We start from the raw sequence: 23,839 nt of genomic DNA, 5'->3' as shown, positions 1-23,839 counted from the left end.
CCGCTACGACCCGGTGTGCTCCCCCACGAGCGCGTCCGCCAGCTCGGCGGGGCGGACGGCGAACGGTGAGTGGCTGCCCGGCAGCGTCCGCACGGTGAAGGGCCGGTCCGGCATCGCCGCGTCCGCCTCCGCGATCATCAGATCCTGCACCGCGGGCGTGAGGGCCCGGTCCTCGGCGCACCGGATGAAGGTCCGCGGGACGCGGCCCCACCGCTCCCGGGTCAGGGCGACCGGGGTCGTCGGGATCGCGAACGGCATGTCGGGGCTCAGGGCGTGGCGCCAGCGGGCGAAGGACCCGGCGGGGACGTCGTGGTAGTACGCGGTGCGCAGCTCCTCGGCGTACTCCGGATCGGTGGACGCCGGATTGACGCGGAACGCGCCGATGGCCTCCGGGTCGCCCACCATCAGCCCCCCGCCGCGGGTCGCGGCCTGCTCAGGGGAGGCCATGTAGTCGCTGAAGCGGGGGCGCCCGGCGGGCACGACGGACGTCAGATAGACCAGCTCGTCGACGAGTTCGGGCGCCTGCTCGGCGGCCAGGGACGCGCTGACGCCACCGGCGCTGTGCGAGACGAGGACGACCCTTCGGTGGCCGCGCACCGCGCGCAGCGCCGAGACGACGGCCCCGGCGCACTCCTCCAGGGTCAGCCCGGCCAGCGCGGATTTCTCGGTCGCGAAACCAGGCTGGCCGGGGGCGTGATAGCCCGAGGGCACGGGGGCGTCGAAGCCGTGCCCCGGCAGATCGACGGCGAGGCTCACCGCGCCGAGCCCGGCCAGGGCGCGCTGGGTGGGCGCCCACTGCCAGGAGGAGTGCCAGGCGCCGTGGACCAATACGTACATGGTGGGTTGATCGTTGCTCATGGGAACAGTCCACCTGTTCGACATGGCATTATCCACGGCCATATCTCGCCATCGGTGCGCCGATATCCGCCAGATATCGGCGCACCGAAGGCGGTTCTCCGTTGAGGCCGAGCCCAGATGCCTGCTCCTCCGGCTTGAGCAGCGCGGCCGCATGGAGCACACCGCCATCGTCCGCTTCCTGCTCGCCGCCCTCTGCGCCGCCAGCCTGACCCGGTCACCCCCAACGCGCCCACGGGCGAGAACGCGGGCGCGGCAGCCGTTGATGAGTCGATGGTCAGACCTGAATCCGCCGGGCCGATCGCCGACGCCAGTTGCCCACTACCGAATAAGCCACCAGAACAAGGGCGATGGCTGCTGCCGCGACGCGGGTGACGCTCCATGTCGTTGTGACGATCGACGTTTGCAGCGAGCCTTCGTCACGCAGTCGCATAGAGCATTCGACGATGGCCACGAACGGGACGACCAACCGGCAGGGCAAACTGTACGGCCCATTGCGCGCCATGTTCCCGGCCACACCCAAGGCCGCCCCCAAGAGGCAGGCAAAAAAACACCATACCGCAGACATCGACAAGAAGTCGCCCCAAGAAAAATACGTCGTCTGCCCGGTCTTGTCGCTCAAGTCCGCCGTCTCGAAATCGCCCTGACCTGCCTTCGCCAGGTAGTAGGAGAGTACGGCAACCACGAGTGAGATCACCCCGATGGCGGTCGAGCGCTTTTTCGACTCGCCCATCATCCCCAGACAGAAGGCAAGGGCGGCCCAACTCCACCCGGAGCTAAAGGTTACATGCACCACATTCCCCACCCCGCCAGCAGCGGAGGCGAACAATGGGCCGCAGATCCCGACAATCACACCTGCAGCCACGGCAGAGGCATAAGAAATAAAAGAAGAATGCACGAACACACATCCTTGCGGGCTCCGGCATCCGGGGTCACATGGCATTTTAGTACCTCCGGGCCACGAGCGACGCCGGACACCGCGAGCGGGGCGAGCGGAACTCCTGATCAACCGCTTTGGGGCATCCAGCGGCCAGGAAAATGCGACATCGTGAGGCTTGACAGTGCGCTCTGGACCTAGAGCCGCATCAGCCTAATAAATACCCCAATAGGTGTAGCACGTGTGACCCATACCCGACTTACCGTATGCCTTGGCCCAAACATCGGCCTCTCTGACATCTTTATCGGTGTTACCGCCGATGGCGATGCTCGCGGAGTGCTTCTTGGACGGGTGGATGTAGTCCGAGTAGCACCCCTTGTAGGCGCCGTCCGTCCCTGTCCCGTAGCTCCACGTCCCACCGCCGACCTTCTTGCTGCCCAGAGGGGTCGCCGACCCTTCCGACGAGTTCAGGGGAATAGCGGCCACTCCCCAATCCGTGGGCTGCTCACCGTTCGGGCCGATCAGCCCCGCCGGAGGAGCGACAGAGCTGGACGAGTAGGCGTAGGCCTGGGGCCGCGGATCTGCCCCAGCCGGCCCCGCGGTGACCAGGGACCCAGCGGCCGCCGCCATGGACACAGCAAGGACAACGATCACTTTCCTCGACACTCGGGCTCCTTTTGATCTCCTGAGATTCAGCACGACCATCCTCAGTGACCACATCACCCTAGTAAAGGCTTAGAATAGCTTTACCTAATAAATGACCAAAATCGATCATTTAAAACTTTTCCAAGCCTTATTGTGGCGTATTTTCTGCGCAATTTTAGGCATAGCACCATCTAGGAGTTCCGATCCGTGAAGCGCTCGCCGCGCTCCGCCTTCTCCAGCAGCAGCGGCGACGGCGCGAACCGCTCGCCGTACGCCGCCTGGAGTTCCCTGGCACGGGCCGCGAAGCCCGCCACGCCGCCCTCGTAGCCGTTGATGTACTGGAGCACCCCGCCCGTCCAGCCGGGGAAGCCGATGCCCAGGATCGAGCCGATGTTGGCGTCGGCGACGGACGTCAGCACGCCCTCCTCCAGCAGCCGCACCGTGTCGAGGGCCTCGCAGAAGAGCATCCGCTCCTTCATGTCCTCGAAGGGGATCTCGGCGCCGGTGTCACTGAAGTGTTCGCGCAGCCCCGGCCACAGGCCCAGGCGCTTGCCGGTGGCCGCGTCGTACTCGTAGAAGCCCGCTCCCCCGCTGCGGCCCGGGCGCCCGAACTCGTCCACCATGCGGTCGATGACCGCGTCGGCCGGATGCGGCCGCCACTCGTCGCCCGCCTCCAGCGTCGCGCGCCGCGTCTCCTCGCGGATCTTGCGCGGGAGGGTGAGGGTGAGTTCGTCCATCAGGGAGAGCACCTTGGCGGGGTAGCCCGCCTGGGCGGCGGCCTGTTCGACCGAGGCCGGGTCGATGCCCTCGCCGACCATCGCCACGCCCTCGTTGATGAAGTGGCCGATGACACGCGAGGTGAAGAAGCCGCGGGAGTCGCTGACGACGATCGGGGTCTTGCTGATCTGCCGCACCAGGTCGAAGGCGCGGGCCAGCGCCTCCTCCCCGGTGCGCTCGCCCTTGATGATCTCGACCAGCGGCATCTTGTCGACGGGCGAGAAGAAGTGCAGCCCGATGAAGTCACCGGCGCGCTGCACCCCCTCCGCGAGCATCGTGATCGGCAGGGTGGAGGTGTTCGAGCACAGCAGGGGGTACCCCCGAACGGAGTTTGGGGGAGCGTCCGGCGCCACGATGGACTCGATCTCCTGGAACACCTTGTGCTTGAGCGCCGGGTCCTCGAAGACCGCCTCGATGACGGCGTCACAGCCCGCGAGGTCGCGCGGGTCGGCGGTCGGGGTGATGTGGGCCAGCAGCTCGTCGCGCCGGGCCTCGCTCGTACGGCCCTTGGCGACCGCCTTGGCCAGCAGCCCCTCCGCGTACGCCTTGCCCTTGGCCGCCGCCTCGTCGGAGACGTCCTTCAGCACGACGTCGATCCCGGCCTTCGCGCAGGCGTAGGCGATGCCCGCGCCCATCATCCCGGCGCCCAGTACCGCGACCTTGCGGACTTGGCGGGGCTCGATCCCCTGCGGCCGGTTGGCACCGGAGTTGACCGCCTGGAGGTCGAAGAAGAACGCCTGGATCATGTTCTTGGCGGTCTGGCCGACGACCAACTCGGTGAAGTACCGGGCCTCGATGGTCTGGGCCGTCTCGAAGTCGACCTGCGAGCCCTCGACGGCGGCGGCCAGGATGTTGCGCGGCGCCGGGTAGGGGGCGCCGTTCAGCTGCTTGCGCAGATTGGCCGGGAAGGCGGGCAGGTTGACGGCGAACTTCGGATCCGCCGGGGTGCCGCCGGGGATGCGGTAGCCCTTCTCGTCCCAGGGCTGCCGCGACTCGGGGTGCGCGTCGATGAAGGCCCGCGCCCGGGCCAGCAGCTCGTCGGCGGTGTCCACGACCTCGTGCACAAGCCCCGCCTCCAGCGCCCGCCGCGGGGCGTACCGGGTGCCCTGGAGCAGCACCTTGAGCAGCGCGTCGGCCACGCCGAGCAGCCGCACCGACCGTACGACGCCGCCGCTGCCCGGCAGCAGGCCGAGGGTGACCTCGGGGAAGCCGATGCGGGACGCGGGGGCGTCGAGCGCGATCCGGTGATGACACGCGAGCGCGATCTCGAACCCCCCGCCGAGCGCCGCCCCGTTGATGGCCGCGACGACGGGCTTGCCGAGCGTTTCGATGCGGCGCAGCGCGCGCTTGATGCGCAGGTTGGTCTCGAAGGCTTGCTGGGCCTGGTCAGGCCCCAGCGTGACCATGTCCTTGAGGTCGCCGCCCGCGAAGAAGGTCTTCTTGGCGGAGGTGACGATGACGCCGCGGACCGCCTCCCGCTCCGCCTCCAGCCGGTCGGCGACCGCGTCGAGGGAGGCGATGAAGGCGGCGTTCATGGTGTTGGCGGACTGACCGGGATCGTCGAGGACGAGGGTGACGACGCCGTCGTCGCCCTGCTCCCAGCGGATGGTCGAAGCGGTCGAGGCGGTGGCGGAGTTGCTCATCTTGCGGTCTCCAGGGGCGAGGGGTGAAGGGAAGCGGGTCGGATGTCGGTCGCGGACGACGTTGGGGGGCCGGGCTCCCCGTCGCCCCCGCCCTTCCCAGGCCGGGCCCGATGCCCGGGACCGGGCCGGGCACTGGCGGAGCCAGGAACCCGGTGCCCGGGGCCCGGCACCCAAGGTCGGGGGCCGGGGCGGAGCCCCGGTTCGGGGAGGGGCGGGGTGGGGAAAGGCCCGCGGCCACGGCCTACAGCCGCTCGACCACCGTTGCGATGCCCATGCCGCCCCCTACGCACAGCGTCGCCAGTCCGTAGCGCTCGTCGCGGCGCTCCAGCTCGTCGACCAGGGTGCCCAGGATCATCGCGCCGGTGGCGCCCAGCGGGTGGCCCATGGCGATCGCGCCGCCGTTGACGTTGATCTTGTCCAGGGCGAGGCCCATGTCCTCGGCGAAGCGGAGCACGACCGCGGCGAACGCCTCGTTGATCTCGACCAGGTCGATGTCGTCGATGGTCAGCCCGGCCTTGGCCAGGGCCTTGCGGGAGGCGGGGGCCGGGCCGGTGAGCATGATGGTGGGGTCGGCGCCGGAGACCGCGGCGGAGACGATACGGGCGCGGGGCGTGAGCCCGTAGCGCTCGCCGGTCTCGCGGTTGCCGATGGCGACGAGGGCCGCGCCGTCCACGATGCCGGAGGAGTTGCCCGCGTGGTGGACGTGGTCGATGGCCTCCACCCAGTGGTACTTCTGCAAGGCCACCGCGTCGAAGCCGCCCGCCTCGCCGATCGTCGCGAACGACGGCTTGAGCCCGGCCAGGGTCTCGGGCGTGGTGCCGGGGCGGATGTGCTCGTCGTGGTCGAGGACGGTCAGCCCGGCGCGGTCGCGGACCGGGACGACGGAGCGGTCGAAGCGCCCCTCCTTCCAGGCCAGGGCCGCCCGTTCCTGGGACAGAGCGGCGAAGGTGTCCACGTCGTGGCGGGTGAAGCCGCCGAGGGTGGCGATGAGGTCGGCGCCGATGCCCTGGGGGACGAAGCCGGTCTCGTAGTTGGTCATCGGGTCGGCGAACCACGCGCCGCCGTCGGAGCCCATCTTCACGCGCGACATGGATTCGACGCCGCCCGCGAGCACCAGGTCCTCCCAGCCCGAACGGACCTTGGCCGCGGCCAGGTTGACGGCCTCCAGGCCCGAGGCGCAGAAGCGGTTCTCCTGGACGCCCGCCACGGTGACGGGGAGCCCGGCCGCGATGGCCGCGACCTTGGCGATGTCGGAGCCCTGGTCGCCGAGCGGGCTGACGACGCCGAGCACCACGTCGTCGATCGCCGCCGGGTCCAGGTCGGGGAATCGCCGCCGGATCTCGTGGATGAGGCCCACGACGAGGTCGACGGGCTTGGTGCCGTGCAGGGCGCCGTCGGCCTTGCCGCGTCCGCGCGGGGTGCGGATGGCGTCGTACACGTACGCTTCGGTGCTCACGTCTGATGCCTTTCGGGGGTGGGCGGTTCAGGAGGCCGAGTCGGTGGGCGGCGTCGCAGCGACATCCGGTACGCCCCAGTCGCGTGCCACCTCCGCTGCGTGCGCGCCGGGCCTCGCGGGGCCGCCGCGCACCCGGCCGGGGGTCGCGGAGAAGCGCGGGGCGGGCGCTGGCTGGGTGATGCCCGCCTCGTCGACGAAGGTGCCGCGGGCGGCGAGCTGCGGATGGCGGGGGGCCTCGCGCAGCGACAGGACGGGCGCGACGCAGGCGTCCGACCCCTCGAAGACCGCCGTCCACTCCTCGCGGGTGCGCTGCTTGAAGCGGTCGGCGATGACGGTGCGCAGCCGGTCCCAGCTGTCGATGTCGCTCCGGGCGGGCACCTCGTCGGCGACCCCGAGCAGGTCGATGAACTCGGCGTAGAAGGCGGGTTCCAGCGCGCCGACCGCCATGTGGCCGCCGTCGGCGGTCTCGTACGTGCCGTAGAAGGGGCTGCCGCCGTCGAGGAGGTTGCTGCCGCGCCGGTCGCGCCAGCCGCCGGCCGCCATCATGCCGTGCAGCACTGCGGTCAGATGCGCGGTGCCGTCCACGATCGCCGCGTCCACCACTTGGCCGGTGCCGCCGGAGCGGGCGTGCTGGAGGGCGGCGAGGACGCCGATGACGAGGTAGAGCGAGCCGCCCGCGTAGTCGCCGAGGAGGTTCGCGGGCGCCACCGGCGGGCCGTCGGCCTCCCCGGTCATGCCGAGCGCGCCGGTGATGGCGATGTAGCCGATGTCGTGCCCGGCCGTCCCCGAGAGCGGGCCGTCCTGGCCCCAGCCGGTCATGCGGCCGTAGACGAGCCGGGGGTTGCGCTCCAGGCAGGTGTCGGGGCCGAGGCCCAGCCGCTCGGCGACGCCGGGGCGGTAGCCCTCGATGAGGATGTCGGCCCGCTCGACGAGGCCGAGCGCGGCGTCCCGGCCGTGCTCGGACTTCAGGTCGAGCAGGACGGAACGCTTGTTGCGGTTGGCGAGGTCGTACGCCGGGTCGATCTTCAGCCCGCCGGGGCGCCCCGGCCGGTCGATCCGTACGACGTCGGCGCCCAGGTCGCCGAGGAGCATCGCCGCGAACGGCCCGGGCCCGATCCCGGCCAGCTCCACCACCCGCACCCCGGCCAGCGGCCCGTGCCCCGTCGTTCCGCCCACGTCTGCTGCCGCCGCCATCCGGGTCCGTCCTCGCGCCTGAAGTATGACACCACCGCTGTAACACCGCCGATGCTAGGAACGCACCCCTCATTCCACAAGCCCCCACCCGGAGCGGGGTGTTCAGCCCGGCGTGTCCGCCGGGAGCGGGCGCTCCCGCAGCAGCTGGTCGCCGGTGAGCGACGGGTCCACCAGACGGCCCAGCCGACGCGGCACATCGGCCCCCACCAGCACGATCACCACCAGCGTCAGACCGGAGGTCAGCACCGCGAGCGCCTGCCCGAGCGGCATGCCCTCCGCCAGCCGCGCGCCCAGCACCGGGGCGACGGCGCCGCCGAGGGCGCCGGTGTTGTAGACGAAGCCGAGGGACGCGGCGCGGCTCATGGTGGGGAAGTGGCTCGCGATGTACTTCGGCAGGATGCCGGAGATCCCCTGGCTCAGGGCGAGCAGACAGAACAGCAGCACCCCGAGCCCCACGAGGGTGTCCCGCACCGCGAACACCGGGAAGACGAAGCACAGCGAGGCGAGCAGGGTGTACGCGTAGGCCCGACGGGTGCCGAACCGGTCCCCGGCGAACCCGGCCAGCCAGCATCCGGCCATCGTGCCGAAGCCCGCGTAGAACATGGCGTCGGCGACCCCGGAGGGCGCGTACCCCAGCTCGGTCTTGAGGTAGGTGGGCAGCAGCGCCTGGATGGGCCAGCTGTAGAGGAAGGCGCAGAAGACCGTGCACATCAGCGCCACGTACAGCAGCCAGCCCCGGCGCCCGCCGAGCTGGGCGGCGAAGGCGAGCAGGGCGCCCGCCGCCAGCAGCGACAGCGGCCATCGCCAGCCCGCCCCCAGCGGGGTGAAGACGCAGAACAGCGCGGCGCTCGCGGCCACCGCCAGGGCGGCGTTGAGGTAGCCGCGGCGGCCGGTGAACAGCGGCCGGAAGGGGTTCGGCCGGGCGGCGCCGGACGCGGCCACCTCCTCGCGCCAGTCCCCCGCCTCGGGAAGCGCGCGCCGCACCCACAGGGCGACGAACACCGGCAGGACGCCGATGTAGAACATCCAGCGCCAGCCCCAGTGCGGTACGACCCACTCGTACAGCTCGGCGGCGAGGATCGTGCCGCCCGCGTAACCGGAGATCAGAAAGCCGGAGGCACGGTTGCGGAGCTGGGCGGGCCAGCTCTCCAGGGCGTACGTCGCGCTAGCGCTGTATTCGCCAGCCATGCCCATGCCAATCAACAGCCGGGCGGTGAACAGGCTGAAGTAGTTCCAGGCGAAGCCGCACGCGAAGGTGCCCAGCGAGTAGAGCAGGATGCTGGCGATCATCGCGGGCTTGCGCCCGTACCGGTCCCCCATCGCGCCGAGCAGCGCCCCGCCGAGCCAGCGGGTGATGAAGGCCCCCGAGACCAGGCTCGCCGCCGACGCCGCGCTCAAGTCGAACTCGTCGGCCATCTCGGTCAGCACGAGGGTGATGAGCACGAAGTCGAAACCGTCGAGCAGATAGCCGATCCACGCGGCGAACAGCGACTTCCACTGGCGCCCCGAGACCTGGCGGTACCAGGGGACGCGCGGCGTCCCGGCCTCCTCAGTCACGGCAACAGCCCTCCCTCTTCCAGCAGTTGACGCACCGTCTTCACCGCGTCGCCTCCGAGCGGCACCTGCGGCGCGGCCGTCGCCGGGCAGGCGATGACGCCCAGCAGGTGCAGCGCCGCCTTGAAGGCGCCGAGCGCCGATGAGCTGCCGCCCAACGCGGCCGGGTCCCCGGCGTCGGTGAGGGCGAACAGCGCCGCCAGCCGGTCCTGTTCGGCCGCGGCCCGGTCCCAGTGGCCCGCGCGGGCGTGCCGGTAGAGCCGTACGTAGCCCGCCGGGTCGACGTTGCCGAGCCCGGGGACGACGCCGTGCGCCCCGGCCAGCAGCGCGCCGTCCACGGCGAGTTCGGAACCGGTGAGCACGGAGAAGGTGTCGGTGAGGCCGCGGCGGCGGGCCTCCACCAGCAGCCGCCGCAGCGCACCGTCGTCGCCGCTGCTGTCCTTGAGCCCGGCGAGCGTGCCGTCCGCCGCCAGCGGCAGCACGATCCCGGGGGTCAGCTTGGAGTGGACGGAGGCCGGGATGTCGTACGCGAACAGCGGCAGCCCCGCGCCCTCGCGCACCCGCCGGAAGTGGTCTGCGACCTCCACCGGATGGGTACGGGTGAAGAACGGCGCGGTGGCCACGATCCCGTCCGCGCCCAGCGCGGCGGCGGCACGGGCGTGGTCCACGACCCGCTCGGTCGCCGTGTCGATCGCCCCGGCCAGCACCGGCACCCGCCCGGCCGCCGTCCCGACCACGGTCTCCAGGACGGCACGGCGCCTGCCGTCGCCCAGATACGCGGCCTCGCCGCTGGAGCCGAGCGCGAACAGCCCGCTCACCCCCGCGCCGATCAGCCGCTCGGCGAGGGCGGCGAGCGAGGCCCGGTCGACGTCACCGGCGGGAGTGAGGGGGGTGCACAGGGGCGGGACGACACCGGTGAGCGGAGCCGGAAGACTCATCAGGACCCTGCCTTCCTTATGGGGCAATATGGACATCGGATGTCCTATGTGTGGGGCGAATCTGACTCAGCGCCAGCCCCCTGTCAAGTACGCCCACCTCGAGCGCACCGTCCAAATCCCGCCAGACATCGCGGCGCCCGCGGCCGACGATGAAACGCATGAGCGACAACGTGACCTATGAGATCCGGGCCCTCGCGCCCGAGGTGGCCGCGCAGCTGCGCATCCGGGACGACGCGGGCGATCCGCCGCGCATGGTGGTGGACGACGAGGAGGGCAACAGCCCGCTGCGCTGCTGCCTGGGCCGCAGCCGTCCGGGCGAGACCATCGCCCTCGTCTCCTACGCCCCGCTGCGCCGCTGGGCCGAGGAGACCGGCGCCGACCCTGGCCCGTACGACGAGCAGGGGCCGGTCTTCCTCCACGCCGAGGAGTGCGGCGGCTGGACAGGACCCGGTTTCCCGGCCGGCATGTGGGGCGACCACCGGGTGCTGCGCGCCTACTCCGCGAAGGGCGGCATCCTCGGCGGACGGCTGCTGACCGGCGGCGGGCAGCGGGCCTGCGAGGAGACCCTTGCGGAGCTGTACGCGGACCCGGAGGTGGCCGTGGTGCATGTGCGCTGCGTCGAGTTCGGCTGCTTCGTGGCCGAGACGCGGCGGGTGGGCTAGGGGGTGTCGGGCCAGAGGATGTCGGCCAGTGCGCGGCGGCACAGGGCGTCGGCGCGGCGGGTGGTCTCCGGCTGCCGGTAGTCGCGGGCCAGCGCGAGCGTGTGCGCGCACGCCTCGTCGAGGGTCACCCGGTGGCCCACGGACACGAACACCGGCTTCACCCCGTCCCGGGTGCGCAGCGCCCGGCCGACCTCCTCGTCCCCGTCGAGCAGCGGCGTCCAGTCGCCGCGGCGCGGTCCCGGCGGTTCGTGGCGGAAGGTGAACGGGTTCTTGGCGACGCCGATCGTCGGCAGCCCGGTGAACACCCCGAGATGACTGGCCAGCCCGAAGCGGCGGGGGTGGGCGAGGCCGTAGCCGTCGCACACCACCACATCGGGGCGGTGGCCGAGCCGCCGGTCGAGGGCGCCGAGCGCCTCCAGCACGGCCGGGATCTCGCGGAACGCCAGCAGCCCGGGTACGTACGGGAAGCCGACCCGGCCGACCGCCGTCGCCTCCTCGGCGACGGCGAGGGTACGGGCGTCCAGCGCGACGGCCGCCGCCGCGACGACGCCCCGCTCGTCGTCGTACGCCACATCCACCCCGGCGACGGTCCCGCCGCCGGGCGCCGGCACGGACCCGCCCGCCACCCGGACCGATTCCCGCAGCCGTTCCTGCACGGCGGTCGCCTCGGCCTCGGTGGTGGGCCAGTCGTGCGGGAGTTGATAGCGGGGATCGATCGCGCTGGTCATGACCGGTCACGCTACCGGGTCGACGGCTACCGGGTCGGCTCCAGGCGGGCGATGCGGCCCTTCTCGCCCGAGGCCCAGCAGGTGCCGTCCGGGGCGCAGTCGACGGTGTCGTACGAACCGGGGTCGAGCGCGCGCCAGGTGCGGCCGCCGTCCGCCGTGACGTCGGTGCCGGTCGGGCCGACCGCGAGGGCCCGGTGGCGGCTGTGGGGCAGCCAGGCGACGCCCGAACGGTAGGCGGACGGGGGCCGGGTGGCCGGGGTCCAGGCGGCGCCGCCGGTCGCGGTGACCGCGGCCGCGCGCGGGGACGGCTGGTCGGGGCGGTAGTCGCCGCCGACGGCGAGGCCGTGGCGAACGTCACGGAAGGCGAGGGCGAAGACACCGCGGGCGGGATCACCTGCGGGGAGCGGCGCGTCGGCGACGGTCCACGTACGGCCGCGGTCGGCGGTGTGGAACACCCGGGCGGTGGCGGCGCCTCCGGTGGCGAACCACGCGTCCCGGCGCCCGGCGCTCACCAGGCACTGCCCGCTCGCGGCGAACGCGGCCTCGCCCGCCTGCGCGGCGGGCATCCCGCCGGAGGGCAGGACCCGCCAATGGCGGCCGCCGTCACCGGTGGCGAGGATGCGGTACTTGCCGTCGACCGGGTCGCTGAGCGCGATGCCGTGGCGGGCGTCGAAGAAGGTCAGGCAGTCGTAGAAGGCGCGCGGCTCGGGATTACGGAACGTCTCGCTCCAGGTGGCGCCGCCGTCGTCCGTGCGGAACACCCGCGACGCCTCGCCCTCGCCGATGGCCAGGACCACCGCGCGCCGCGCCCCGAACGCCTCGACGTCGCGGAACTCCAGCCCCTCCGCGCCGGGCGGGGACACGTTCCGCCAGGTGCGCCCGCCGTCGCTCGTCCGCAGCACCGTGCCCTGCGTCCCCGCGACCCAGGCGGTCCCGCGGTCCACGGCGGCGAGTCCGCGGAAGCGGGCGTCGGTGCCGCTGTCCTTCAGCCGCCATCCGGTGTGCGCACCGGCCGGTTGGCCCTGCGCGGGCGAAGCGAGGGCGGCGGCGAGCGCCGCCCCGCAGAGTCCGGCGGCCGCCAGGCGTCTCATCGTGCCCATGATCCCCATGCCCGTCATGGGCGTGGAAGCTAGCCCATGGGCGGTACGCCGTCCATATGGCCGCACACACGACGGTGCCCGCGGGAATCCGCGGGCACCGTCGGTCGGTCGTCAGCCGTGCCGGGTCACTTGTTCACGCAGAGCTTGACCAGCAGCGACACGCAGTTCTGCGAATCGTCGGTGGGCGCCGCGGTCGGCGTGTCGGGCTGGCCCGGCTTCCCCTGCGGGTCCTTCGTGCCGCCGCCGTCGCCGGAGCCGTCCGTCGGGTCCTGCGACGGCGACGAGGGCTCGGAGGTGGGGTCGGACGTGGGCTTGGACGTCGGAGTCGACCCGGACTTCGTCGGGTCGGGCGATGCGGTCGGCTTCCCCGACGACGGGTCCGACGGAGCGGACGACGGCGCGGTGGACCGCGACGGGGACACCGCGCTCGACGGCACATCGGCCGGTCCCGGCGCCTTCGTGGACGGACGGCTCCGGGACGCCTCCCGCGTACCGTCCGCATGCGGCGCGTCCGGCTTCCGCGACGCGGCGTTCGTCGCGTCGGTACCGGATGAACCGGAAGAAGCAGAAGAATCCGAAGAACCCGAAGAACCCGAAGAAGTGGACGAGTCGGAAGGTTCATGGCTCGGCGCCGACGCCGCCGCGGGCTGTCCGGCCTCCGCCGCACCGCCGTTGGTGAGGGCGAGCCCCGTCATGACCGCCGCGCCCGCCAGGAACAGCACCCCGGCCCCGGCCACCGCCACCGCGACCGGGCCCGCCTCGCGGACCTGCCCGTGCATCAGGTGGCTCATCGACCGGCGGCCGGAGACCAGCGGGCCGTTCGCCGGGGCCGCGTGCGCGCCGCCGATCGGCACGGTCGCCGGACCGCCCACCCCAGCGGTCCCGGCGCCCGCCGCGGCGGCGCTCGTCGCGGCCCAGGCGCCCACGGCGGCCAGCGGCCGCAGATACGGCGCGGTGCCCCGGTCGTACAGCGCCACCAGCGCCGGCCCTGTCAGCGCGGCCAGTCGGCCGTCGGCCGCCACCAGCCGCTCCATGCGGGCCCGGCAGTCCCGGCAGCCGTCGATGTGCACCGCGATCTGCTCGGCCTGGTGCGGTTCGTCCGTGCCCTGGACATGGCCGGGCAGCGCGTCCCAGTGGCCACCGCACGCCGCGCTCGCGGGCGTGCCGGGATGGGCGCGCAGGAACTCGTGGCGCAGGCTCTCCCCGGCCCGCTCCACGAGTGTGGCCGACGCCTCGGGGGTCGTCCCCAGGCGACGGGCCGCCTCCTCCGGCGGCAGGTCCTCGGCCTCGGCGAGCCAGAGCGCCTTGACCCAGCGCTGCGGCAGCTCGCCGAGGACACGTATGAGCGGTTCGAGGAGCGACGCCTGCTGCGGCGGGCCCCAGTTCACGGAGGCCACCGCGAGCCCGCGGACGGCGCCCGTCAGTTCGCCCGGTACGGCGTCGGCGTCGAGCGGTTCCCCCGTGCGCAGCCGCCGCCAGACGCGGAAGTGCGCTTCGGCGACGAGATCCCCCGCCGTCCAGGGGTTGCCGGTGAGGGTGCGGGCGTACCCGACAAGTCGTGGATATTCGGATTCGTAAAGCCGGGTGTACGCGGCCGCATCCAGCGCCGCGGGACGGATCGTCATGGTGGAACAACCCCTGGGGTGGGTGCCTCGGGAGAGCGGAGTGCGGCGGAAGTTTTGTAACAGCTCCGCACGGCACCCGAGACCGTGCATGGATTTGGCAAGCCTAAATGCCGTATGTCCCCCCGAAAAACCGGTCGTGACGCACGTCACGCCCCGCGCGGGTGCACTGGCCAGTCGGCCCGTACGTCTTATGGACGTAGAGACGGCGAGGACCCGCAGCGAGGACCCGCACCGATCGCAAGGGAGCAGGCGTTGTGACCACTGTCATCGATCAAGCAGTCCAGGCCCACCTCATCGCGTCGACCCCGGAAGCACGCGCCATCCCGGCCTGCCTGCGCTACGAGCGCGACGACCCGTTCGCCGTCCGCGTCTCCTTCCCGCCCGTCGCGTCCCTCGACGGCTCCGCCGTGGAGTGGACCTTCGGGCGCGAACTGCTCGCGGCCGGGCTGCGCGGGCCCGCCGGCAGCGGGGACGTCCAGATGTGGCCGTGCGGAACGCAGCGCACCGTGCTGGAGTTCCACGCGCCGGAGGGCATGGCGATGGTCCAGTTCGACACCGCGGACCTGCGGCGGTTCCTGGGCCGCTCGTACGCGGTGGTCCCGGAGGGGGCCGAGGGCGGGGAGCTGCACCTGGACGACGGGCTGGCGTCGCTGCTCAGAGACTGCGCCTGAGAGAACTCCGCACCGATCAGCTGGTGCTCGTGGTCGCGACGGCGGTCGCCGCCGACAGCGCCGTGGCGACCGCGGCGGCGAGCCCCGCGCGCACATGGTCGACCACGCCCTCCAGCGCGGCCCCGGGCGCGCCGCTGCGCGCCTCCAGCTCCTCGATCCGCCGCCGGTGGGCCGTGAGGTCCTGGTGCGTGACGACGGTCGTCAGCCCGCCCGCCGCGGCGAGCGCGATCAGCGCCGCGTCCCGCTCGGACACCTCGGCCACGGGCTGTCCCCCGTGCAGGACGCGGACCGCCTCGTCCCGCATCCCCGCGACCGGCTCCGGCCGTTCCAGCGCGTACTCCTTGACCGGGAACAGTCCGAGCACCCGGCGTGAGGTCGTGCGCAGATACCCGGCCGCCCGCAGCTGTTCCCGTACCGCCTTCTCGGTCAGCTGCGGCTGATGTCCCACCCAGGTGCCCCAGGTGCGCGGCCGGGACTCCTCGATCAGCTCCAGCAACCCGTCCAGCGCCCGGTCCCCGGTCCGCGCGTCCGGCACCGGCTTGGGCCGCCCCCGCGCGTCGGCCAGCAGTTCGCGCTGCGCGAGTTCGGTGAGCGCCCCGGCCTGGACGAGATAGCCCAGATGGGTGACGGGCTTGCCGGTGTCCGGGTCGAAGGCGAGCAGGTAGAGCATGGCGGCGAGGGAGAGCGAACCGTTCGGCACGGGATCCTCCGGGCGGTGGCGTGGCGTGATCCGGTCGGGCGGGTGCACTGACCTTAGGGCGTGTGCCCTCCCCCGGCCGCGGCGACGCGCACCCCCGGTGCGTGCGCCCGGTTCCCGATGCGGGACGCGGGAATGTCCGCACGTACGCTGACTTGGGGGGATGACGCCCTCCTGGAACGCGCCCAGAACGTTCCAGCGGTACGGAGGAGGGGGACGGGGATGGGGATGGGGCCGATGGGCAGACCCGACGACGAGGTCGAGAGGTACGCCGCCCCGGACGCGGCGGCGGCTCGGGCGCGGCGGTTGGCGAAGGTGCGGCGGACCGACGGCGGCACGGGCGGGCCGGGGCGGGGGCGGTTACGGGCCGTCGCGGGCGACGCGGCGCCGGGCGGGGTGGCGTCCGGTGGGGCGGGGCGGGGTAGGTGGCCCGCGCGGCCGTGGGCCCTGGTGGCTGGCGCGGCCGCCGTCCTCGTGCTCGCCGTCACGGCCGTCGAGGTGCGCTCGTCGTCCGGCGGCGGCGGACCGCGGCGCGACACCGCCGCCCCGCCCGCGGCGACCTCGACGGCGCCCGAGGCGCCCGCGACGCGTCCGCCCACCGCAGGGGCCACCGCCCGCGGCAGCCTGGAGCGGCAGGAGAACGGCGGCGGGCCGCGGTCGAGCGGCGCGCCGCGCACCAGGACATCCGCCCGGCTGCCCCTCACCCTCAGCACCCGCTCCCACGTCTGGGAGAACGGCTGCGACCACCGCTACCTCATCGACCGGCCGCCCACCCGCGTCGCCCCGCCGCCCACCGAGCAGGACGCCCCGGCCTGGGCCGCCGCCCACGGCGCGGTGCACGGCGGGACCACCAACGTCGAGGTGACGGTCCGGGGCCGGGCGAAGGAGTCCGCGGTGGTGCTGCGCGCCCTGCACGTACGGGTGGTGGGGCGCCGCACGCCGCTCGCGTGGTCGTCGTTCGCCATGAACAACGGCTGCGGGGGCTCCCTCACCCCGCGCGCCTTCGCCGTCGACCTGGACGCCGCGCGCCCGCAGGCGCGCCCCACCGACGGCAACGACGAGGGCACGCCGATCCCCGCCGTCCGCTTCCCGTACCGGGTCTCCGCGTCCGACCCCGAGGTCCTGCTGGTCAACGCCCGTACGACGGGCTGCGACTGCAGCTGGTACCTGGAGCTGGAGTGGACGAGCGGGGACCGCTCAGGGACGGTGCGGATCGACGACGGGGGCGCGCCGTTCCGCACCAGCGGCGTCAAGGGCCGTCCCGCGTACGGGTACGACTACGCGGACGCCGCCTGGCGCGAGGACGGCTGACACCCCTACTCCCCCGCCGTCGTCAGCCGCAGCGCCGCGTCCCGCACATCGGGGTGCGGATGCTGCCGCAGGCCCCGCACCCGTTCCCGCCAGGGCTCCGCCCATGCCGTACGGGGGCCGCCGATGCCCGTGAGCACCGCGGCGAACAGCCCGGCGGCGTGGCCGCCGTCCTCCTCCAGCTGCCAGGCGGCGCGCAGCAACGCCTCGCCGCCGCCCGGCCGGGAGGCGGCGTCGAGCCGGTTCCGCAGCAGGTCGGCAGTGCGGGCGGCGAGCACGGGGCGGGAGGTGTGCAGCCGGGCGAGGCGGGCGAGCGCGGCGGTCAGGGCCGTCGGCCGGGCATCCAGGTCGAGGGCCTGGACGAGGACCTGGGCGGCCTCGGGGACGAACGTCTCGTATCCGGCGAGCAGTTCGGCGGCGCCGAGCGCGTGGCGCCGCATCTCCCGTGGCCGCATCCGCCCGTGCTGGGCGAGTCGATCGGCCAGATGGCGTACGCGCTGGCGGGCGGGCCGGTCGCGGTCCGGTTCGGCGTCGGGCATGCCGGTCCGGGCGTCGGCGGTGACGAGGGCGGCCAGCGCCCAGGCGAGCGGGTTGTCCTCGGCAGCGCCGTCGGGCGCGGTGGCCATGAGGGCGAGGAGGGCGTCGGCGGCGGACCGCCAGTTCGCCCGGTTGCCGAGGTCGGTGACGGCCGCGACCAGCAGCGCGGCCGCGTCCGGCGCCCACGGCGACCAGCGGGCGAGCGCGGCGTGGCCGGAGGCGGCCACCTCGGGGTCCTCGGTGTCGCAGACGACGCGGATGAGCTGGGCGTAGCGCTCGCGGTGGAGTTCGGGGAGGTCGAGCGGGCGGGCGCGCAGAACTGCGTGGCGCAGTTCGCGGCGCCCGCCCGCGGCGGCGGTCAGCAGTTCCCAGGCGCGTTTGGTGCCGAGCAGCCGGGCGGCGAAGCGGACGCAGACGGCCTGTACGTCGGGGTGCTGGCCGGGGAGCCCCTGGGCGTCGGCGAGCAGGGTGGCGGCGTCGGGGACGGGGAGGTGGGTGGCGGCGAGCCGGACGGCCTCCTTGCGGCTGGTGACCTTGGCCGGGACGGACGGTACGGCGGTGGCGACGCCGTCGGGCGCGAGGACGCCGCGGATGAGCCGGTCCAGCCGGGACGGCGGGACATGCCGGGCGGCCGCGGCCGCCGCGTACACCGCCACCCGCGCCCGGTCGCCGCCCGCGTGGGCGAGCAGCAGGGGCAGGGCGTCCCCGGGGCGGCGGGTGCGGGGCAGGGCGGCGAGCGCGGCCTCGGCGAGCGCCACGTCATCGGCGGCCGCCCACGTCCGGACGACGGGCGCGCCGCCCTCGTCGAGCGGCGCGGCGCGGGCGACGGCCGAAGCGCGTTCGTCCGTCGGCAGGGCGGTGTCGGCGGCGGCCTTCGCCAACAGGCGTGCCGCGGCGACCTGTTGCCGGGGCAGCCAGCGGACGGAGTCGCGGCCGGTGGGCGGGGTCCAGTGGGTGCCGTGGGTGAGGAAGCGGCCGTACGGCGGGGTGTCGCCGAGCACCAGGTCGAGCAGATCGGTGCGGCGCCGGGTCAGCACCGCGAGGACCGGCGGCAGGACGGCGGCCGAGGGCTCCTGGGCGAGGAGTTCGGCCACCCGGGCGTCCCGTTCGCGGGGCGGCTCCAGCCACAGGGCGATCGCGGTGCGGGCGGTTTCGCCACGCCCGAACGCGATGGCCTGGCCCAGCAGTTCCTGAAGCTCCGGCAGGGTGTGGGCGCGCCGACCGAGGGAGCGGACGAGGGCGAACGTCAGCTCGTGGTCGACGCGTTCGGCGCCCGCCTCCAGCCAGGGGCGCAGCGCCTCCACGACGGTGTGTTCCTGGCCGCGCCGCAACTGGTGGTCGAGGCGGCCGAGGTCGGCGGCGCCGACGCTGCCCGCGAGCCGGGTGACGGTACGCAGGCCCCAGCCGAGCAGTTCGCGCCGCCCGGTGACGGCGTGTTCGCGCAGCAGGGCGACGGCGAGGCGGCGCAGCGCGCGACGGGTGGCGGTGGAGGAGTCACGGGCCTGGATGGCGTCGGTGGCGACCCGGTCCAGGGGTTCGGCCGCGTCGTCGGTGAAGAGCGCGGGCGATAGGGCGGCGAGCGCGTCGAGCGCGGCGTGGCGCACCGGGTCCGGCTCGTTGCGCAGCCCCTCCAGCTGCCGCAGCAGCGCGGTGACGGCGTCCGGGTCGCCGGAGCGGGCGGCGTTGCGGATCAGCAGCGGGTAGGCGGTGGCGCGGTCGTCGGCGGCGGGGCGGCGGGTGGCCGCCAGCAGCTCGTCGTGCGCCTCCTCGACCGGCAGATACGCGACCGCTTCGAGGACCGTGGCCCAGTGCGCGCCGCGCTCGCGCGCCTGCTCGGCCATCCGGCGCGCCTCCGCGTGGCGGGCCGCGCGGGGCAGCGCGTCGAGGACGGCGGGGGCCAGGACGGCGTGGGCGCGGTCCCGTTCGGCGGTGGCGGCGTCGAAGAAGGCGGCGCGGCGGGCGGGCGGCAGGGCGGTCAGCAGCCGCGCCATGGCCTCGTCGTAGTGGGCCAGGGCGCGGCCCAGGGCGTCGAGTTCGGGCGGGTCGGCCGCCACGAGGCGGCGCAGCACGGCCCGTTCCAGACCGCGGCCGCGCACCAGGTGTATGTGCTCGGGCGTGAGCAGCAGATCGAGCGTGCGGCCGGGGTCGGCGGCCACCAGGGTGCCCAGCCGGTGCCGCAGGGGTGGGGGCAGCGGGCTGTGGCAGCGCCGCTCCAGCAGGTCCAGTACGCGGTGCGGTTCGGCCCGGGCGGCGAGCGCCACGCCGGGCGCGTACCGCGTCCACCAGCCGGCGCGCAGCGCCACGGGCAGGGCGGTCAGCTGCCGTTCGGCCTCGTCGAGGACGGCGGCGGGGTGGCGGGCGGTCAGCGGCCGCCAGCTGCCGATCGCGTGGAACAGCGCGGGCAGCAGCCGTACGGCGGTGTCCGCCCCGCAGCCGGGCAGCAGCCGCGCCGCCTCGGCGTCGCCCCAGCGCTCCCGCAGCGGGTCGACGAGCCGGTCGGCGAGGGCGGTGCGGTGCTGGGCGACGACGGTCCGGACGAGTTGGCGCCGTACGGAGGCGGGCGCGTCCTCGAACGCCGCCTCCAGCGCCTCGTCCCCGACCCGGACCCGCAGGGCGTGGCCCCGTACCAGGGGGTCGGGGTCGGCGAGCCGCGCCTCCAGATGGCCGGTCCGCCCGCCGATGGCCGCCGCGGCGGCGGCCAGCCGCCGCTCGTACGCCCCGCGCCCGGCCAACTCGCCGATGACCACGGCCAGCCGCCCTTGCGCACTGGCCGCCCGCACCCATCCGGCCAGCTCCCGCATGCGCCGCGGATACGGCAGGGGGTCGAGGGCGGCGATCAGTTCGTCGGCGAGGACGCGCGGCGCGTCGGGGTCGTACACCATGCGGAGGATTCTCCCCGCCGGGTCGTTCTCCCCCACCCCGCCCCTTCCCGAACAGTGGGCTTCCGCCCCCGGCCCCCGGCCAGGAGCCGAACGAACGCGGCCCCCAGCCACGCCCCCGCGCGGGACCCCGCCCGGAAGGCCGGGCACCCCCGGAGCGGCTGGAGGCGGGTGCCCCCGGGCAGGGGCCGGGCAGGAGGCCCAACGCCCATGCCGGGACCGGACGCTCCGGCACACCCCGGAGGCACGCCCGAGTGGCCGGAGGCTGCCCGGCACGGAGTGGCGCCACAACGTCCGGCCAACGGCCGGACGGGATGCGGAATCCGCGGCCTCACGTCTTCAGGTCGGAGCAGAGCGGGATGGTCCGGCGCGCCCTGGAGGCACCGCCCAGGTGGCCGGGGCGGGCCCGATCGGACGCGGCGCCCCTCGCGCCAGGACCCGGACCGCAACGCCAGGGCCAGGCCCGCGGCGCCGGGGGCGGCGTGCCCGGGAGGCCCAGCGGGCGGGCGTACGTCGTGCGGGGGCGCCCCGGGGCGCTTACGCTCGGTTTGTGGACCGGCCGTACGGGACCCCGTGCGTCGGCCGCCCGCCCGGGCTCGGGTCCGCCGAGAGGCACCTCCCAGCGGTAGCTGGCGGAGAACCGAGCCCCAGGAAGAGGGGGTGCTCATGCCGGAGCTGTTCATCGGCGGAGAGTGGACCGCCGCCCTCGACGGAAACACCCGGGAGATCCGCTGCCCGGCGGACGGGTCCCTGGTGGCCGCGGTGGACGAGGCCGGGCCGAAGGACGTGGCCGCGGCGGTCGCGGCGGCGCGGGACGCGTTCGACCGCGGGCCGTGGCCGGGCACTCCGGCCGCCGAGCGCGGGCGGCTGCTGTTGCGCGTCGCGGACCTGCTGGAGCGCGACAAGGCGGATCTGGCCCGCGCCGAGTCCCTGGACACCGGCAAACGCCTGGTGGAGAGTGAGTACGACCTCGACGACATCGCGGGGTGCTTCCGCTACTTCGGCCATCTGGTCGCCACCGGTGGCACGGACCGGGTGCTGGACACGGGCAGCCCGGAGATCGACAGCAAGGTGGTGCACGAGCCGGTCGGGGTGTGTGCCCTGATCACACCGTGGAACTACCCCCTGCTCCAGACGGCCTGGAAGGTGGCGCCCGCGCTGGCCGCCGGGAACACGTTCGTCCTCAAGCCCAGCGAGCTGACCCCGCACACCGCGATCGGGCTGCTGCGGCTGCTCACGGAGGCGGGCGTGCCGCCGGGGGCGGCGAATCTGGTCCTGGGGGCCGGGTCGACGGCGGGCGCGCCGCTGGTCACGGACGAGCGGGTGGACATGGTGTCCTTCACCGGCGGCGTGGTGACCGGCCGGTGGATCATGGCGGCGGCCGCGCCGACAGTCAAGAAGATCGCCCTGGAGCTGGGCGGCAAGAACCCCAACATCGTGTTCACCGACTCCGATTTCGACACGGCCGTGGACTACGCGCTCACGGCGGTGTTCCTGCACTCCGGGCAGGTGTGTTCGGCGGGTGCCCGGCTGCTGGTGCAGGAGCAGCTGCACGACGCGTTCGTGGACGAGGTGGTGGCCCGCGCCCGGGCGATCCGGCTCGGTGGCCCGTTCGACGAGGACGCCCGCACCGGACCGCTGATCTCGGCGGCGCACCGCGACAAGGTGGCGTCGTACGTGGCGGCGGGGCTGGACGAGGGCGCGGTGCTGCGCTGCGGCGGGGCGCCGCCCGACGAACCGTCGCTCGCGGGCGGCCACTACTACCTGCCGACGGTGCTGGACGACTGCACCCCGGACATGACGGTGGTGCAGGAGGAGTCCTTCGGCCCGGTGCTCACGGTGGAGCGGTTCCGGGACGAGGACGAGGCGGTGGCGCTCGCCAACGACACGGTGTACGGGCTGGCGGGCGCGGTGTGGACGCAGGACGCGGAGAAGGCGCACCGGGTGGCGTCGCGGCTGCGCGCCGGAACGGTCTGGATCAACGACTTCCATCCGTACGTCCCGCAGGCCGAATGGGGCGGGATGAAGCAGTCCGGCATCGGCCGTGAGCTGGGCCCGGCGGGGCTGCACGAGTACCAGGAGGCCAAGCACATCTGGCGGAACACCGCGCCCCGCCCGCTGCGGTGGTTCGTATGACGGGGGCCGATCCGCCCGAACCACACCGCCACGGCCGCCGCAAGGACACGGCACACGACGACGACTCGTCGCTCGCCGAACTCGGCTACCGGCCAGAACTCAAGCGCACGCTCGGCAACTTCCACACCTTCGCCGCCGGGATCAGCTACATCTCCATCCTGACCGGCACCTTCCAGCTGTTCTACTTCGGTGTGACACACGGCGGCCCGGCGTACTGGTGGTCGTGGCCGATGGTGTTCCTCGGCCAGCTGATGGTGGCGCTGTGCTTCTGCGAGCTGGCCGGGCGCTATCCGGTGGCAGGGTCGGTGTACAACTGGTCCAAGCTGCTGGGCGGCCCGCATGTCGGCTGGCTGGGCGGCTGGATGATGATGACCGCCTCGATGGTGTCGCTGGCGGCGGTGGCGCTCGCGTACCAGATCACGCTTCCGCAGATCTCCTCGTGGTTCCAGTTCGTCGGCGACGGCAGCAGCGGCACGGAGCGGGCGGCCAACGCCGTCGTGCTGGGTTCGATCCTGGTCCTGTTCACCACCCTGGTGAACGGGTTCGGGGTGAAGCTGATGGCCCGTATCAACTCGGCCGGGGTGGCCATCGAGCTGATCGCCGCGATCGTGCTGATCCTGCTGCTGGCCGCGCACCTCACCCGCGGCCCGGCCGTCGTGACGGACACCTTCGGCCGCGGCGAGGGGCAGTCGCTGGGCTACTTCGGCGCGTTCCTCACCGCCTCGTTGGCCTCCGCGTACGTCATGTACGGCTTCGACACGGCGTCGTCACTCGGCGAGGAGTCCGTGGACCCGGGCCGCAACGCGCCGCGCGCGATCCTGCGGGCGCTGATCGCGTCGTTCCTCATCGGCGGGCTCATCCTGCTGTTCGCGCTGATGGCGGTGGGGAATCTGCACGCGAAACAGCTGGCGGTGGACGGGCTGCAATACGTGGTGCTGTCCACCCTCGGGCACACCATGGGCGAGATCATGCTGTGGTGCGTGGTGATCGCCATCACGGTGTGCGCGCTGGCCGTGCACACCGCCAGCATCCGGCTGATGTTCGCCATGGCGCGGGACAACAACCTGCCCGGCGGCTCCCGGCTCGCCCATGTCCATCCGCGCTTCCAGACCCCGGTGCTCCCGGCGATCCTCATCGGCCTGGTGGCGATCGCGATCCTGGTCATCAACATCAACCAGCCGCAGATCTTCTCGGTCGTCACCAGCATCGCGATCATCATGATCTACATGGCGTATCTGCTGGTCACCGTGCCCATGCTGGTACGGCGGCTGCGGGGGCGGTGGCAACCGGCCGCGGGCCGCTTCTCGCTGGGCCGCCTCGGTGTGCCGGTCAACGCGCTGGCCGTGCTGTGGGGCCTCGCGATGTCCGTCAACCTCGCCTGGCCGCGCGCCCAGGTCTACAACGCGACCGGGCCGCAGCACTGGTATCTGCGCTGGGGCGCGGTCCTGTTCATCTGCGTGGTCGCGCTCGGCGGCTTCGCCTACTACTGGTTCGTGCAGCGCAGACACACCGGCGTACTCGCCGAGCACGCCGCCACCCCGTGAGGGAGGACAGGCC

At 73.6% G+C, this 23,839-nt stretch carries 18 protein-coding genes; 5 read left to right on the top strand and 13 right to left on the bottom strand.

Going from position 1 to position 23,839, the window contains the following annotated elements:
* Nucleotides 1–3 precede the first annotated feature (3 nt).
* From ACH4TL_RS07710 to ACH4TL_RS07675, 8 genes are all read right to left on the bottom strand, one after another.
* Nucleotides 4–858, bottom strand: a complete 855-nt coding sequence (locus tag ACH4TL_RS07710) for an alpha/beta fold hydrolase (protein WP_398310350.1) — start codon at nt 856–858, stop codon at nt 4–6.
* A 274-nt stretch (nt 859–1,132) separates the two neighbouring features.
* Nucleotides 1,133–1,753, bottom strand: a complete 621-nt coding sequence (locus ACH4TL_RS07705; protein WP_398310353.1) for a hypothetical protein — start codon at nt 1,751–1,753, stop codon at nt 1,133–1,135.
* A 192-nt stretch (nt 1,754–1,945) separates the two neighbouring features.
* Nucleotides 1,946–2,362 (bottom strand): lactococcin 972 family bacteriocin, encoded by a 417-nt coding sequence (locus ACH4TL_RS07700; protein WP_398425212.1) that lies wholly within the window; start codon nt 2,360–2,362, stop codon nt 1,946–1,948.
* Between the two features lie 206 nt (nt 2,363–2,568).
* Entirely contained in the window at nt 2,569–4,797 is a 2,229-nt protein-coding gene (locus tag ACH4TL_RS07695) for a 3-hydroxyacyl-CoA dehydrogenase NAD-binding domain-containing protein (RefSeq protein WP_398310356.1), read from the bottom strand.
* Nucleotides 4,798–5,038: 241 nt separating this feature from the next.
* Entirely contained in the window at nt 5,039–6,253 is a 1,215-nt protein-coding gene (locus tag ACH4TL_RS07690) for an acetyl-CoA C-acetyltransferase (RefSeq protein WP_398310359.1), read from the bottom strand.
* 27 nt (nt 6,254–6,280) lie between these two features.
* Nucleotides 6,281–7,447 carry a CaiB/BaiF CoA transferase family protein gene (locus tag ACH4TL_RS07685; protein ID WP_398310362.1) on the bottom strand — a complete coding sequence of 389 codons (1,167 nt, stop codon included), beginning with the start codon at nt 7,445–7,447 and terminating at the stop codon, nt 6,281–6,283.
* Nucleotides 7,448–7,549: 102 nt separating this feature from the next.
* Entirely contained in the window at nt 7,550–9,004 is a 1,455-nt protein-coding gene (locus ACH4TL_RS07680) for a sialate:H+ symport family MFS transporter (protein ID WP_398310365.1), read from the bottom strand.
* A complete protein-coding gene (locus ACH4TL_RS07675) occupies nt 9,001–9,939 on the bottom strand; it encodes a dihydrodipicolinate synthase family protein (RefSeq protein WP_398310368.1) in 939 nt (312 codons plus the stop codon). The genes ACH4TL_RS07680 and ACH4TL_RS07675 overlap by 4 nt, the downstream gene beginning before the upstream one ends.
* A 158-nt stretch (nt 9,940–10,097) precedes the next feature.
* Here ACH4TL_RS07675 and ACH4TL_RS07670 point away from each other — a divergent pair, with 158 nt between their 5' ends.
* Nucleotides 10,098–10,601, top strand: a complete 504-nt coding sequence (locus ACH4TL_RS07670) for a DUF1203 domain-containing protein (RefSeq protein ID WP_398310371.1) — start codon at nt 10,098–10,100, stop codon at nt 10,599–10,601.
* On the opposite strand, the gene ACH4TL_RS07665 is transcribed toward ACH4TL_RS07670, so the two are convergent.
* The 3 genes from ACH4TL_RS07665 to ACH4TL_RS07655 form a co-directional block, all read right to left on the bottom strand.
* Complete coding sequence (locus ACH4TL_RS07665) at nt 10,598–11,329, bottom strand: endonuclease V (RefSeq protein ID WP_398310374.1); 732 nt, start codon at nt 11,327–11,329, stop codon at nt 10,598–10,600. The genes ACH4TL_RS07670 and ACH4TL_RS07665 overlap by 4 nt on opposite strands.
* 26 nt (nt 11,330–11,355) lie before the next feature.
* Nucleotides 11,356–12,429, bottom strand: a complete 1,074-nt coding sequence (locus ACH4TL_RS07660; protein WP_398311580.1) for a WD40/YVTN/BNR-like repeat-containing protein — start codon at nt 12,427–12,429, stop codon at nt 11,356–11,358.
* 125 nt (nt 12,430–12,554) lie between these two features.
* Nucleotides 12,555–14,054, bottom strand: coding sequence for a sigma factor (locus ACH4TL_RS07655; protein ID WP_398310377.1), 1,500 nt, complete (start codon nt 14,052–14,054; stop codon nt 12,555–12,557).
* Nucleotides 14,055–14,308: 254 nt separating this feature from the next.
* Here ACH4TL_RS07655 and ACH4TL_RS07650 point away from each other — a divergent pair, with 254 nt between their 5' ends.
* Nucleotides 14,309–14,725: an SsgA family sporulation/cell division regulator gene (locus ACH4TL_RS07650; RefSeq protein ID WP_398310380.1), complete on the top strand. Its 417-nt coding sequence runs from the start codon at nt 14,309–14,311 to the stop codon at nt 14,723–14,725.
* Between the two features lie 16 nt (nt 14,726–14,741).
* Here the strand turns inward: ACH4TL_RS07650 and ACH4TL_RS07645 are convergent, their stop codons facing one another.
* On the bottom strand, nt 14,742–15,425 hold the full coding sequence (locus tag ACH4TL_RS07645; RefSeq protein WP_398310383.1) for a GPP34 family phosphoprotein: 684 nt from the start codon (nt 15,423–15,425) through the stop codon (nt 14,742–14,744).
* 234 nt (nt 15,426–15,659) lie between these two features.
* Between ACH4TL_RS07645 and ACH4TL_RS07640 the strand changes: the two genes are divergently transcribed.
* Nucleotides 15,660–16,733, top strand: coding sequence for a hypothetical protein (locus ACH4TL_RS07640; RefSeq protein WP_398310386.1), 1,074 nt, complete (start codon nt 15,660–15,662; stop codon nt 16,731–16,733).
* 5 nt (nt 16,734–16,738) lie between these two features.
* Here ACH4TL_RS07640 and ACH4TL_RS07635 read toward each other — a convergent pair whose 3' ends face one another.
* Entirely contained in the window at nt 16,739–20,149 is a 3,411-nt protein-coding gene (locus tag ACH4TL_RS07635; RefSeq protein ID WP_398310389.1) for a hypothetical protein, read from the bottom strand.
* A 663-nt stretch (nt 20,150–20,812) separates the two neighbouring features.
* Here ACH4TL_RS07635 and ACH4TL_RS07630 point away from each other — a divergent pair.
* Nucleotides 20,813–22,282, top strand: coding sequence for an aldehyde dehydrogenase family protein (locus ACH4TL_RS07630; protein WP_398310392.1), 1,470 nt, complete (start codon nt 20,813–20,815; stop codon nt 22,280–22,282).
* Nucleotides 22,279–23,826 (top strand): APC family permease, encoded by a 1,548-nt coding sequence (locus tag ACH4TL_RS07625; protein ID WP_398310397.1) that lies wholly within the window; start codon nt 22,279–22,281, stop codon nt 23,824–23,826. Before ACH4TL_RS07630 ends, ACH4TL_RS07625 begins: the two co-directional genes overlap by 4 nt.
* Nucleotides 23,827–23,839: the final 13 nt, after the last annotated feature.

The sequence above is a fragment of the Streptomyces sp. NPDC021115 genome, assembly GCF_044333065.1.
Lineage (GTDB): Bacteria > Actinomycetota > Actinomycetes > Streptomycetales > Streptomycetaceae > Streptomyces.
This window is presented reverse-complemented; position numbering and strand designations above follow the sequence as displayed.

Excerpts from the sequence above, each read along its gene's own strand:
- ACH4TL_RS07660 (WP_398311580.1), bottom strand. The coding sequence starts at position 12,429 with ATGGGCACGATGAGACGCCTGGCGGCCGCCGGACTCTGCGGGGCGGCG.
- ACH4TL_RS07700 (WP_398425212.1), bottom strand. The coding sequence starts at position 2,362 with ATGGCGGCGGCCGCTGGGTCCCTGGTCACCGCGGGGCCGGCTGGGGCA.
- ACH4TL_RS07655 (WP_398310377.1), bottom strand. The coding sequence starts at position 14,054 with ATGACGATCCGTCCCGCGGCGCTGGATGCGGCCGCGTACACCCGGCTT.
- ACH4TL_RS07640 (WP_398310386.1), top strand. The coding sequence starts at position 15,660 with ATGGGCAGACCCGACGACGAGGTCGAGAGGTACGCCGCCCCGGACGCG.
- ACH4TL_RS07685 (WP_398310362.1), bottom strand. The coding sequence starts at position 7,447 with ATGGCGGCGGCAGCAGACGTGGGCGGAACGACGGGGCACGGGCCGCTG.
- ACH4TL_RS07695 (WP_398310356.1), bottom strand. The coding sequence starts at position 4,797 with ATGAGCAACTCCGCCACCGCCTCGACCGCTTCGACCATCCGCTGGGAG.
- ACH4TL_RS07710 (WP_398310350.1), bottom strand. The coding sequence starts at position 858 with ATGAGCAACGATCAACCCACCATGTACGTATTGGTCCACGGCGCCTGG.
- ACH4TL_RS07630 (WP_398310392.1), top strand. The coding sequence starts at position 20,813 with ATGCCGGAGCTGTTCATCGGCGGAGAGTGGACCGCCGCCCTCGACGGA.
- ACH4TL_RS07670 (WP_398310371.1), top strand. The coding sequence starts at position 10,098 with ATGAGCGACAACGTGACCTATGAGATCCGGGCCCTCGCGCCCGAGGTG.
- ACH4TL_RS07625 (WP_398310397.1), top strand. The coding sequence starts at position 22,279 with ATGACGGGGGCCGATCCGCCCGAACCACACCGCCACGGCCGCCGCAAG.
- ACH4TL_RS07635 (WP_398310389.1), bottom strand. The coding sequence starts at position 20,149 with ATGGTGTACGACCCCGACGCGCCGCGCGTCCTCGCCGACGAACTGATC.
- ACH4TL_RS07665 (WP_398310374.1), bottom strand. The coding sequence starts at position 11,329 with ATGACCAGCGCGATCGATCCCCGCTATCAACTCCCGCACGACTGGCCC.
- ACH4TL_RS07675 (WP_398310368.1), bottom strand. The coding sequence starts at position 9,939 with ATGAGTCTTCCGGCTCCGCTCACCGGTGTCGTCCCGCCCCTGTGCACC.